This window comes from Rhizobacter sp. P2_H2, from assembly GCF_056403375.1.
The window spans coordinates 1-12,212 of the sequence record NZ_JBFUFP010000070.1; the positions used below are offsets into that span (position 1 = coordinate 1).

Genomic DNA, 12,212 nt, shown 5'->3' on the forward strand with positions numbered 1-12,212 from the left:
GTCCTGCGGCGACCAGCGCGTGACGGCCGGCCAGTCGCGCGCCGCTTCGGTGAGCACCAGCGGGCGGCTGCCGCGCACGTAGCGCTCGATGAACTCGTCGCGCGACACATGGCTGCGCTTCTCGACGCGCCCGTAGTGCGGCGACGATTCCCACAGCTTCTGCTGGTTGGCGAGCACCGATTCGAACTTGCGCTGCATCTGCTGGTAGCGCTTGGCCGCGAGGTAGGCCGGATCGCTGTCCATGCGCACGATCGCCGCCTCGCTCTCGGCGCGCGACAGGCCGGCGGCCGTCATCGTCTGCAGCATCGATTCCATCGCGCAGTTGCGCAGCTTGTTCTCGGCCACCCATTGCAGCCAGCCGTTGTCGATCGGGCGGTGCTGGGGTTGCGGGGCGGTCTGGGGTTGCGGAACGGCCTGGGCCTGGAACTCGCGCGGGCGCGGCGCGGGCATCAGCGTGGAAGAGCTCATGGCAGGGCGGGTCTCGGTTGGGATGGAAGGGCGGCGGCCGATGCGGTGGCCGCGGTGGAGTCCGGCAGGTCGGGGCCGCTGCCGCGCAAGCGACGCCGCCACGGCACCTCGATGAATCGGTAGCACAGCACCGACGCGGCCACCGTGCCGAGCAGGAACAGCAGGTGCACCGCGGGCGTGCCGGCCGCGCCGAGCCAGCCCAGGCGCAGGAAGGTCGTCACCGACCAGTGGATGATGTACAGCGCATAGCTCGCCTCGCCCAGCAGCACCATCCAGGGTTGCTGCAGCAGCACGCTGAGGAAGGTGCGCCCCGACGCCACCGCGAGGATCAGCGCGCTGAACGGCACGATGAAGATGCCGTACTTCATCGCCACGTCGAGCAGCCAGCGCCACATCTCGGGGCCGACGTAGTCGGGCAGGCCGATGCGCACGCCGGCGGCCACCAGGGCCGCCAGCACGATCGCGTCGCGCACGCGGCGGGCACGGGCATCGGTGCCGGTCAGCCAGGCGGCGCGCGGCCAGCTGCCGGCCTGCAGCTGCAGGAACGCGAGGCCGGTCAGGCAGCCGCCGAGGAATTCGCTGTAGCGCAGCAGCGGGTTGTAGACGAGCACGATGTACTGCGTCTGCCCTTCGGTGTGCAGCACGACGTTCATCCACCAGATCACGCCGACGTAGGCGCCGATGCCGAGCACGGTGGTGGCGGCCAGCAGCAGTGCGAGGCCGCGCAGGCGCAGCCGCAGGCGCAGCAGGCCGGCGCACAGGAACGGGAAGGTCGCGTAGAAGAAGAGCTCGGCGGCCACGCTCCAGGCCGGCGTGTTCCAGAACATCGCGAACGGCACCGCCGGCACCCAGGCCTGCAGGCCGACCAGGTTCAGCAGCCACGAGGCCCACCAGGTCTGGCCGACGTCGGCCAGCTGCCCCGCCTGCGCGCGCTCGACGATGTGCCACGGCGTGTCGAGCAGCAGCCCGAGCAGGTAGATCGGGTAGATGYGGGCGAAGCGGAAGCGCTGGAAGCGCCAGAAGCGGCCATCGCTGACGCCACCCGCGAACCATTCGTGGTAGCGATAGGTCAGGATGAAGCCGCTCAGGATGAAGAAGAAMGTGACACCGTACTGGCCGCCGACGATCGCGCGCAGCACGCCGTCGGGGAGCGGTCCGAGCAGGTCGCGGTAATGCAGCACCAGCACCGCGAAGGCCGCGATGAAGCGCAAGCTGGTCAATTCGGGCAGGTGATCCTGCGGGGCGGCTTTCGCGCCGGGCAATGCCATGAAGATCCCTCCGATGCGGTCGACGCGGGCGTCCTGGGTGGCGTCCGTCTGCCCTCTTCCATTGCGCCGGGAATGTTACGGGCGCCAGGGGGCGTTGGACAACGGGGAATCGCCGGATCGGGGTGTGGAGGCGTAACGGTTGGTGAGCGGGTGGCCGGGCGCACTTCAGAGCACGTAGGAGGCGATGTAGGCGAGCGCCGTGAAACCCGTCATCCAGGCGAAGACCTTGGCGACCTTGCGGATCGGCCATGCACGGGCGGACGCCAGGCAGCCGGCCACGGCAAAGCAGATCGAAGGAAGGAACAAGAACGCCATGAACGCCGGCAAACACCACCAGGTCGGGTTGTGTTCCAGGTCGCATCCCCCGCCAGAAGACCGGATGCGAGGAAGCTTGGCGCGACTCACGGTGTAGAGGCACACCCAAGTGACGGCGAGTCCGAACACAAATCCGGCAAGCGTGGCAGCGAAGCGCTTCAACCAGCTCATTCCACTCATCTTGGGCCAATCATGATGCAAGGACGGACCAGGAAGAACAGAGTCCCAAGGGTCAGCGCCCCAAACACGACAGCAGTCTTCTTGATGGGCCAAGCTCGAGCCTGTGCAAGGTAGCCCGCGACAGCGAATCCAACCGACGGCAGAAGGTAGGCCGCGAGAACATCCCGATCGAGAAGCGAGCGAAGGACTCCCATGACGGGGTCAGCGTCGACTTGTTCCAGAGGTCGATGTGGTCCCCCGTGCGATGCTGACTTTCTCCTGCCACTCCTTGCCGGTCACGTTCTCCGGCTTCAGCGGCAACCCGATCAGGTGCTGCGTCTTCAGCCACGCCGCCAGTTCCTCGGCCCGGATCGCCAGCCGCTTGCCGTCGACGGTCACGGTTGCGCCTCGAAACGATTTCATGTCGACGCCCGCCGCGTGCAGCGCCACGCTGACCTTGATCGCGCACTGGTTCTCGAAGCCCTTCGGCGGCTTCGGCCTGCCGGCCTGCGCGGATCCTAGGCCAAACCCGCCTACGCCAACGCCCGGCCCCGGGGGGTACATGACTTTCGTCGCTTTACCCCCCGGGCGGCTTTTCCTACTCTGAGGACCATGGTGCACCGTCCGTGCGCCCTTCGTCTGCACAGCAAGCGCACCCATGGCCAATCCCATCACGCTGAGTTCACCGCTTCCGGCTGAAGACCTGTTCTTCGAGTCGATGACGTACTCGACCGGCCTGAGCTCGCTGGGCGACATGCAGTTGTCGCTGCTGAGCGAGAAGCCCGACCTCAAACCGCAGGACCTGCTCGGCAAGCTCGTCACCGTGAACGTGACGCTCGCCAACGGCAGCAAGCGCCATTACAACGGTTACGTCACCCGCTTCGGACTCGGCGGGCACAAGGGCCGCTACTTCGGCTACCGCGCCACCGTGCGGCCGTGGCTGTGGTTCCTGACCCGCACCACCGATTGCCGCATCTTCCAGGACATGTCGGTGCCCGACATCGTCAAGAAGGTGTTCGGCGACCACGGCGTCGCAAGCTTCGAGCCCAAGCTGTTCCGCTCGTACCAGCCGTGGACGTACTGCGTGCAGTACCGCGAGAGCGACTACAACTTCATCGCCCGCCTGCTGGAGCACGAGGGCATCTACTGGTACTTCGAGCACACCGACGGCGCGCACAAGCTGATCCTCGTCGACTCGCAGAGCGCACACGACGCGGCGCCCGGCTACGAGAGCATGCGCTACATCGAAGACAGCTCGAACGCGCCGCCCGACCAGGAGTACGTCTGCGACTGGGTGTTCGACGAATCGGTGCGCACCGGCAAGACGGTGATGACGAGCTACGACTTCGAGCGGCCGTCGACCTCGCTGGAAGTCGAGACCTCCAACACCCGCTCGCACGAGCTCGCCGACTACGAGAGCTTCGACTACCAGGGCGACTACGTGCAGAAGGCCGACGGCTCGCAGTGGGCCGAGAACCGCATGGACGAGGTCCAGGCGCGCTACACGCAGCTGCGCGGCGCGTCGAACGCGCTCGGCCTGAAGGTCGGCTGCAACATGAAGCTCACCAAGCACCCGCGCGAAGACCAGAACAGCGAGTACCTGGTCACCTCGATGTCGGTGAGGGCCGAGCTGGGCGTTCACGAATCGAGCGGCGCCGGCGCCGGCTTCCATTGCGCGTTCTCGGCGATCCCGAGCAAGCAGCAGTTCCGCCCGCAACGCGTCACGCCCAAGCCCTTCGTGCAGGGCCCGCAGACCGCGGTGGTGGTCGGCCCCGGCGGCGAGGAGATCTTCACCGACAAGTACGGCCGCGTGAAGGTGCAGTTCCATTGGGACCGCTACGGCCAGAACAACGAGAAGAGCTCGTGCTGGGTGCGCGTGTCGTCGCCGTGGGCCGGCAAGAACTTCGGCGGCATCTCGATCCCGCGCATCGGCCAGGAAGTGGTCGTCGGCTTCCTCGAGGGCKACCCCGACCAGCCGCTGATCACCGGCCGCGTCTACAACGCCGAGCAGATGCCGCCGTGGGACCTGCCGGCCAATGCGACGCAGTCGGGCATCCTGACGCGCTCGTCCAAGGGCGGCGGCTACGGCAATGCCAACGCGATCCGCTTCGAGGACAAGCAGGGCGCCGAGCAGCTGTGGCTGCACGCCGAGAAAGACCAGCTGACCGAGGTCGAGAACGACGAGGCCAAGTGGGTCGGCCACGACCGCACGAAGACCATCGACCACGACGAGACGGTGCACGTCAAGCACGACCGCACCGAGACGGTCGACAACAACGAGACCATCACGATCGGCGTCGACCGCACCGAGAAGGTCGGCAACAACGAAGACATCACGATCGGCGTCAACCGCAACGAGAAGGTCGGCAGCAACGAGACCATCGCGATCGGCGTGAACCGCACCGAGACGGTGGGCGCCAACGAGACGATCACGATCGGCAGCAACCGCACCGTGAGCATCGGCGCCAGCAAGACCGAGACGGTGGCCCTGCAGCGCACCCGCGCGGTCGGCATCAACGAGACGGTGGCGATCGGCGCGGCCCAGGAAGTGGTGGTCGGCGCGGCGCAGAGCATCTCGGTGGGCGCCACGCGCTCGGTCTCGGTGGGCATCAACGAAAGCCACTCGATCGGCGCCAAGCAGAGCATCGATGTCGGCTCCGACCGCAGCCTGAGCGTCGGCGGCAAGCAGAGCGTGCAGGTGGCCAAGGCCCGCAACACCACCATCGGCGAGGACAACACGCTGAAGGTGGGCAAGAACTACGTGCTCGAGGCGGCCGACTCCATCACGCTGAAGACCGGCAGCGCGAGCATCACGATGAAGAAAGACGGCACGATCACCATCAAGGGCAAGGACATCACGGTGGAGGGCTCCGGCAACATCAACAAGAAGGCCGGCGGCAACATCGTGATGAAGGGCTCCAAGATTCTGCAGAACTGAGGCACACGATGAGCGGCCGCGACACGCTGGACCAACAACTTCTCGAAGCGCATGCGCGCGAGGAAGCCACCCCCATCGGCGACCCGGTCGATGCGCTGCAGCCGCTGCTGCAGTCGCGCGCGGCGGTGCTGCGCAGCGAGCCGCTGCCGTCGGTCGTGGTCGGCGAGTTGATCGCGATCACCGATGACGGCGCGACGCCGCTGGTGCTCTACCCCGGCCAGCCGGGCACGGCCGCGCTGCGCGCGCGCGCGGTGCTCGACCTGCATGGCGCGCACATCGGCGCGCAGGTGACGCTGATGTTCGAGAACGGCGATGCGGCCTTGCCGATCGTCACCGGCGTGCTGCGCCCGGCTGCCGGCTGGCCGCTGGCCGACCGGCCCGACCAGGTGCAGCTCGACAGCGACGGCCAGCGCATGCTGGTCAGCGCGAAGAAGGAGCTGACGCTGCGCTGCGGCAAGGCCAGCATCACGCTGACCGAGGCCGGCAAGGTGCTGATCCAGGGCAGCTACGTGTCGAGCCGCTCGACTGGCGTCAACCGCATCAAGGGCGGCTCGGTGCAACTGAACTGACCGCACGGCTGCAGTAACCACATGGAGCTGATCAACGCGACCCGCATGACGGCGGGCTACAACATGGGGCTCGAGCCGAGCGGCCGCGAGTCGCTCGTGGTCGTCATCAAGGGCACCTTCCGCTTCCCGCAGGCCGGCGAGCCGGCCACGCATTTCGCGCTGCACGACGAGCAGCTGCCGCTGGTGATGGCCGACACCTTCACCGGCGAGCCGGGGCTGTCGGCGCCGGTGTACGAAGTGGATTTCGCGCCGCTCAAGCAGCGCGTGGACGTGTTGCTGCTGGGCAGCGCGCACGCGCCGCACGGCCGGCCGGCCACGCGCGTGGAGACCGGCATCCGCATCGGCCACTGGAGCAAGCGCATCGCGGTGGTCGGCGCGCGGCAATGGGATTGCGGCCTGGCCACGCTGCGCGCGACGCCGGCCGAGCCGTTCGTCACGCAGCCGATCAGCTACGACGTGGCCTATGGCGGCGCCGACCTGGCGCATGAAGACCCGTCGCAGCATGCGGCCTACATGGCCAACCCGGTGGGCGTGGGATTCCACAAGCACCTGAAGAAGTCCTGGGTCGACGGCAAGCCGCTGCCGCGCACCGAGGAGATCGGGCGCAGCATCAGCGACCCCGACAGCGACTACGCGCCGATGTCGTACGGCCCGCTCGGGCGCGGCTGGTCGTCGCGTTCGCGCTTTGCCGGCACGTACGACGACGAGTGGCTCGACAAGCACTTCCCCTTTTTGCCGCCGGATTTCGACGCGCAGTATTTCCAGGCGGCGCCGCTGGACCAGCAGCTGCCGCTGGAGTCGTTCGCCGGTGGGCCGGTGGAGGTGGCGCTGGCGAACCTGACGCCCGAAGGGCTGACGCGCTTCACGATTCCGAACCTGGTGGCGCCGGTGCACGTGTTTCCGAAGCGCGGCGAGCGCGAGGACTACACCGCGACGCTGGACACGATCGTGATCGAGCCTGAGTTGCAGCGCTTCAGTCTCACCTGGCGCGTGGCGCGGCCACTGCGCAAGAACATGCACGAGATCGCGCAGGTGCTGGTGGGCAAGAAGGGGCGGGAGTGGTGGCAGTTGCGGGACCAGTCCGTTTTCCCGATTCCGGTGGTGATGATTCCGGCCGGTCCGATGTTCGTCGCGGACGCCGACGACAAGGTGGYGCCGTGAGCACATCCCCGCTCGCTGTCCTCGGCACCGGCCTGGTGACGTCGGTTGGCCTCGACGCGGCCTCGACCTGCGCGGCGCTGCGTGCCAAGCTCACCAACCCCAGCGACACGCAGTTCATCGACTCCGCCGGGCGGTGGATCGTCGGCCACCAGGTGCACCTGTCCCGCGGGCATCGTGGCCTCGACAAGCTCGCGGCCATGGCAGCGATGGCAATCACACAAGCCCTCGATCAGCGCCCGAAAGAGACCTGGGCGGAGCTGCCTGTGCTGCTGTGCGTCGCGGAGGGCACGCGCCCCGGGCGCATCGCCGGGCTTGACGACCGGCTCTTCGCCGCGATCCAGGATCTGCTCGGCGCGCGCTTCTCGCCGGCTTCTGCGGTGGTGCCACAAGGGCGCGTCGGCGTGGCGGTCGCGCTGGCCAGGGCACGCGCGCTCGTGCAGCAGCAGGCGGCACGGGAGGTGCTGGTGGTGGCCGCCGACAGCCTGCTCCAGGGAGAGAGTCTCATCCACTACGACCAGGTCCGGCGCCTGCTCACCGAATCGAACACCGACGGATTCATGCCCGGCGAAGGCGCCGGTGCCCTGCTCGTCGGCGTGCCGGATGGCCCGCATCGGCTGCATTGCACCGGACTCGGCTTTGCGAGCGAGGCAGCGCACGTCGACTCGGGTGAGCCGTTGCGCGCCGAAGGGCTCAATCGCGCAGTGCGACAAGCCATCGACGAAGCGGGCGTGGCCATGCACGAGATGGATTTCCGCATCACCGATGTCTCCGGGGAACAGTACTACTTCAAGGAAGCATCGCTCGCCCTGTCGCGCTCGATGCGGGTCCTGAAGGAGGATTTCGAACTGTGGCACCCCGCCGAATGCATCGGCGAGACGGGCGCCGTGTCGGGCATCAGCATGATCGCGCTGGCCGAGGCGGCCTGCAGGAAATCGTATGCCCGAGGCCATGCGGTCCTCGCGCATTGGTCGAATGACAACGGGCTGCGCGCCGCCGCGACCCTTCACTACGGACACGCGTGATGGCGAACCAGGTCTTTGCCAACAACATGGAGATCTCGTGCAAAGCGGCCAACGGGAAGGGCATTTGCGCGTTTCCCGACGTCTGTTTCACGCCGCCGCTGACGCCGGCCACGCCGCCCGGCGTGCCCATTCCGTATCCCAACACCGGCATGGCCTCGGACTGCTCCGACGGATCGAGTTCGGTCAAGATCTCCGGCCAGGAGATCATGCTGAAGGACAAGTCGTACTTCAAGAAAAGCACCGGTGACGAGGCCGGCAATGCGCCGAAGAAGGGCGTCGTGACCAGCAAGATCACGGGCAAGGTGTTCTTCACGGTGTGGTCGATGGACGTGAAGGTCGAAGGAGAGAATGTCGTTCGCAACCTCGATCTCGCAACGCACAACCATGGCTCGATGCCGGGCAACTCGCCGCCCTGGGTCTACACCGACACCGTCGGCACGTCGGTGGGCATCACGGACGATCCTTGCAAGAAGACGCGTGACAACGCCAAGAGTGCCTGCGAGGAGGGCTACCAGAAGAACGTTCGCACGAAGGGCAAGCAGAAGGGCACCGTGAACATGGCCGGCGCCAAGCGGGAGATGTGCAAGGATCCCTGCAAGGAAGCCATGAAGTGCGTACTGGCGCCGTTCGCCTATGGCTGCTGCGACGACGATGAAGGCAACGCGAAGACGCCTCACCACCTGGTTGAAGTGCATTGCTTCACCGAGATCGGGGGGCGCGACGAAGGCCGGGTGATGTCCGAGTTCACCGGCTACGACGACACGAAGGCGCCGTGCGTGTGCGCCTCGGGCCCGCGCCATGACAAGGAGCACGGCGCCTGCCATGCCATCCAGGGCCAGTACGAGGCGGCCTACAACCAGCACGCGCGCAACGTCCCGTTGAGCAGCGGCGTCTCGAACTGGAACTACGGCGAAGCCCGCAAGGCCGGCGTCGTCGCCATGATGCTGGTCTTCCCCGACTGCGACCCCGATTGCACGGAAGCCCAACTGGACAAGTACCACAAGGCCAAGAACCCGGACGGACCGGGTGTCGACGACTCGACACCCGTTCGCTCCGACCTGGTGAACCGGTCTGCTGGCGACCTGACGTCCCGCCAGCAGGGCCAGCTCAATTCCAGCATCCTTTTCTCGATGATCCGAAGCGGCTTCTGAAACCCCTCGATCCAACATCATGAACAAACCACCGATCAGCTTCGGCCACGGCAGCGCCGAAAACGCATCGATCGTCCGCGTCATTGCCCACATCGGCGAAGGCCGCGATGCCATTCCGGCCCTCGCGCATTGGGACGGCCAGGCCGGCAAATGGGGCCTGTTCCCGATGAAGTGGATCCCCAACCGCGTGGCGACCCTGCGCGGGCCCAAGCCTTGCGCATTTGCGCTCGGGACCGAAGGCACGGTGGGCCTCGGGCACGGCGACTACCGCGAAGAGCAGATCGATGCGTCACCCGCGGGCACGCGTGCGCGTGGCCCGATGCGCGACATCCGCGTGATCGGCGACACGGTGTTTGCCGCCGGCATGGGGCGCCAAGTCTATCGGCGCACGGCGGGAGCCTGGGTGCGCATCGACGAGGGCGTGGTCGCGCCGCTGGGCGAGATCGCCGTGAGCGGCTTCTCGTCGATCCACGGCAGTTCACCCGATGACCTGTGGGCCGCCGRCATGATGGGCGAGATCTGGCACCGTGATGCGCAGCGCTGGACGAAGCACGACAGCCCGACGAACCTGATGCTGCATCGCGTGGTGGTGGTGTCGCCGAGCGAGGCCTACGCAACCGGCCAGAAGGGGCTGGTGCTGCGCTTCGACGGCGCCGGCTGGAACATGGCCGCGAGCGATGCCTCGATCGGCAACCTGTGGGGTGCCGAATGGTTCGAGGGCGCCCTCCATGTCTCCTCCGAGCAAGGCATCTTCCGCCTGCACAACGGCGCGCTGGATCCCGTGGCGGTCGATGGCGTGAAGAGCTTCGGCCATCTCGACGCCGTTGACGGCGTGCTCTGGTCGTTCGGCACCGGGAAGCTCGCCTTCACGACCGACGGCAAGGCATGGCAGTCGCTCCCGCCGCTGATCTGAGCATGTCCGCCGTTCCGATCGTCATCCAGCAGCACCACGAGGTCGCAGTCTCGCTGCGCCACACGCGGTCGGTGCTGGTGCGCGCGCCGCACCTGCGCCTGAATCGCCTGGCGCGGCTGGACGAGCGCATCGCGGCCAGCCTCGACGGCCTGTCGCTGGCCGGCGGCGAAGGCGAGCGCCTGAGCCGGATCGGACTGGAAGACCCGGGCTCCGGTGCAATGTTCGCCGCGACGGTCCTCGCCCTCGAGAGCCGCAACACGGTCTGGCTGGCCCAGTTGCTGGCGCTGGCCGAGGCCGAGCCGGCGTCGCGACGCGGCCTGGTGTCGGCCTTCGGATGGGTCAGCGCGCCGACACTGCGCGGCATCACGCGATCGCTGCTCGACTCCGGCCAGCCGATGCATCGCCGCGTCGGAATGACGGCATGTGCCATGCACGGGGTCGATCCCGGCACGTCGCTGGACGAAGCGCTCGCATCGACGCAGCCGGAGGACGTCGCCCACGCACCGGCGGTGGCTGCGGCGATCGGCCGCATCGACCTGCTGCCCGCCTGCCTGCGCCTGTTGAACGGCGTCCCCCTCGAAGCGGCGTTCCCCGCCGCGCGGGCAGCGCTTCTGCTGGGTGATCGCGGTTCCAGCCTGCAAGTGTTGCAGGCGCTGTCGGTGGATGCCGAGCACCCGAGCCGCGCCGAGGCCATCGACCTCTGGCTGCGAGTCGTCGATCCGCAACAGGGACACGATCTGCTGCGCCTGCTCGCCAAGGAGCCCTCAATGGCACGACTGCTGATGCGTGGCATCGCCGCTGCCGGCGACACCCAGTTCGTGCCCTGGCTGATCCGCCAGATGCACCAGTTGCCGCTGGCCCGCAAGGCGGGCGAGACGTTCAGCACATTGACCGGCCTCGATCTCGCGGCGCTGGACCTTGAACGCAAGCCGCCGGAGGGTGCCGAATTCGGCCCCAACGACGATGCAGCCGATGACGCCGTCGCGCTCGACGAAGACGATGGCCTGCCATGGCCGGACCCGCAGCGCATTGACGCTTGGTGGCAGTCCCAAGGCGCCAGCTTCGCCGGCGGCACGCGCCATTTCATGGGTGGGTCGGTGTCGGCGGCACACTGCCTGTCGGTGCTGCGCAGCGGTTTCCAGCGTCAGCGTGCGGCAGCCGCGCAGCACCTGTGCTTGCTGAATCCGGGCACGCCGTTGTTCAACGTCGCGGCACCTGCGTGGCGACAGCAACGGCTGCTCACCTCGATGGCTCCCCGAAGCTGAACTGGCGCAGTGCCCAGGCCTGACAAGCCCCATGCAATACTCGCCGCGCCCCCTCGCGCGGCCCGCCAGAACACCCAGGGAGAACCGATGCCACCCATCGACGCCAAGCTGATCCTCGCCATCCTCGGCCCGGCCTTCCTCGCGCTCGGCCTCGCACGCTGGCTCGCCGCCGGCCGCGTGATCCCGCAGGCCAAGGCCTGGCTGCTGGTCGGCGCGATCTTCTCGGCGGTGGCCACGTGGTTGTGGTGGCAAGCACTTTCTTCACACGGATGACGGGGTGAAGCGGTTCTGATCCGGCCCCGGGTCGGGGCACAATCTGCCGTTCGCCCCCAGCGGCGCCGCTCCCACCCGGGCGGCATCCCGGCTGCCGGGCTCCGCTCACTTCGACTGAAGATGGAACGCATGATCGCAACCACTGATCGCTCGGCACCGTCCCGCCTCGCCGGCACGGCTGCCCTGATGTCGGCGCTGGTCGCGGCGCTGGCGCTGTCGGCCTGTGCCACCAAACCGGCCGACCCACCCCCGGAACCCGCCGCCACCACGCCTGCGGCGCCGGCCCCCGCCCCCGAACCCCCGCCCCCGCCGACCCCGGCGATGCAGGCGCAGGCCCAGAAGGTCGCGCAGAGCGTCGTCGAGTTGCTCGAGGGCGGCAACGAAGAGCAGGCCCGCGCCGAGCTGCAGCGGGCGCTGAGCCTGGACCCCGCCAACAAGCTGGCGCTGAACCTGCAGAAGCAGATGACCGAGGACCCGCAGGCCACGCTCGGCCGCGAGTCGTTCCCGTACGTGGTGCGCTCGGGCGACACGCTGTCGCGCATCGCCGGCCGCTTCCTCGGCGACATCTACGCGTTCCACATCCTCGCGCGCTACAACAACATCAAGGTGCCGCGCCAGGTGGGCGAAGGCACGACGATCCGCATCCCCGGCAAGGCGCCCCCGCCGGAAGTGGCTCGCCCGACCCGGCCGGTGCCGACCAAGCCCGAGCC

The 12,212-nt window shown here is 67.9% G+C and carries 12 protein-coding genes and 1 pseudogene; 9 read left to right on the forward strand and 4 right to left on the reverse strand.

From position 1 onward, the window contains the following. The 4 genes and pseudogenes from AC1D15_RS07040 to AC1D15_RS07055 all read right to left on the reverse strand — a co-directional run. Positions 1 to 468: pseudogene (locus tag AC1D15_RS07040) on the reverse strand (hypothetical protein); the annotation flags it as partial. After that, complete coding sequence (locus AC1D15_RS07045) at positions 465 to 1,736, reverse strand: acyltransferase family protein (protein WP_477825437.1); 1,272 nt, start codon at positions 1,734 to 1,736, stop codon at positions 465 to 467. The pseudogene AC1D15_RS07040 and the gene AC1D15_RS07045, both read right to left, overlap by 4 nt. 165 nt (positions 1,737 to 1,901) lie before the next feature. Further along, positions 1,902 to 2,222, reverse strand: coding sequence for a hypothetical protein (locus tag AC1D15_RS07050; RefSeq protein ID WP_477825438.1), 321 nt, complete (start codon positions 2,220 to 2,222; stop codon positions 1,902 to 1,904). A 210-nt stretch (positions 2,223 to 2,432) separates the two neighbouring features. Next, a complete protein-coding gene (locus AC1D15_RS07055) occupies positions 2,433 to 2,774 on the reverse strand; it encodes a T6SS effector amidase Tae4 family protein (RefSeq protein ID WP_477825439.1) in 342 nt (113 codons plus the stop codon). A gap of 94 nt (positions 2,775 to 2,868) precedes the next feature. On the opposite strand from AC1D15_RS07055, the gene AC1D15_RS07060 reads away from it, so the two are divergent. The 9 genes from AC1D15_RS07060 to AC1D15_RS07100 form a co-directional block, all read left to right on the forward strand. Next, entirely contained in the window at positions 2,869 to 5,148 is a 2,280-nt protein-coding gene (locus tag AC1D15_RS07060; RefSeq protein ID WP_477825440.1) for a type VI secretion system Vgr family protein, read from the forward strand. Between the two features lie 8 nt (positions 5,149 to 5,156). After that, complete coding sequence (locus tag AC1D15_RS07065) at positions 5,157 to 5,717, forward strand: DUF6484 domain-containing protein (RefSeq protein WP_465113848.1); 561 nt, start codon at positions 5,157 to 5,159, stop codon at positions 5,715 to 5,717. Between the two features lie 21 nt (positions 5,718 to 5,738). Next, the gene (locus AC1D15_RS07070; RefSeq protein ID WP_477825441.1) at positions 5,739 to 6,878 is read left to right on the forward strand and encodes a DUF2169 family type VI secretion system accessory protein; all 1,140 of its coding nucleotides are present in this window, start codon (positions 5,739 to 5,741) and stop codon (positions 6,876 to 6,878) included. Beyond that, complete coding sequence (locus AC1D15_RS07075; RefSeq protein WP_465113850.1) at positions 6,875 to 7,900, forward strand: hypothetical protein; 1,026 nt, start codon at positions 6,875 to 6,877, stop codon at positions 7,898 to 7,900. Before AC1D15_RS07070 ends, AC1D15_RS07075 begins: the two co-directional genes overlap by 4 nt. Next, positions 7,900 to 9,051, forward strand: a complete 1,152-nt coding sequence (locus AC1D15_RS07080; RefSeq protein WP_465113851.1) for a PAAR-like domain-containing protein — start codon at positions 7,900 to 7,902, stop codon at positions 9,049 to 9,051. The genes AC1D15_RS07075 and AC1D15_RS07080 overlap by 1 nt, the downstream gene beginning before the upstream one ends. Positions 9,052 to 9,070: 19 nt before the next feature. Then, entirely contained in the window at positions 9,071 to 9,964 is an 894-nt protein-coding gene (locus AC1D15_RS07085) for a beta propeller repeat protein (protein ID WP_477825442.1), read from the forward strand. Positions 9,965 to 9,966: 2 nt separating this feature from the next. After that, positions 9,967 to 11,229, forward strand: a complete 1,263-nt coding sequence (locus AC1D15_RS07090; RefSeq protein WP_477825443.1) for a TIGR02270 family protein — start codon at positions 9,967 to 9,969, stop codon at positions 11,227 to 11,229. An 87-nt stretch (positions 11,230 to 11,316) separates the two neighbouring features. Continuing rightward, positions 11,317 to 11,502 (forward strand): hypothetical protein, encoded by a 186-nt coding sequence (locus tag AC1D15_RS07095; protein ID WP_047503190.1) that lies wholly within the window; start codon positions 11,317 to 11,319, stop codon positions 11,500 to 11,502. A 129-nt stretch (positions 11,503 to 11,631) separates the two neighbouring features. Then, positions 11,632 to 12,212: LysM peptidoglycan-binding domain-containing protein (locus AC1D15_RS07100; protein WP_477825444.1), on the forward strand; the 581-nt coding region annotated here is incomplete at its 3' end.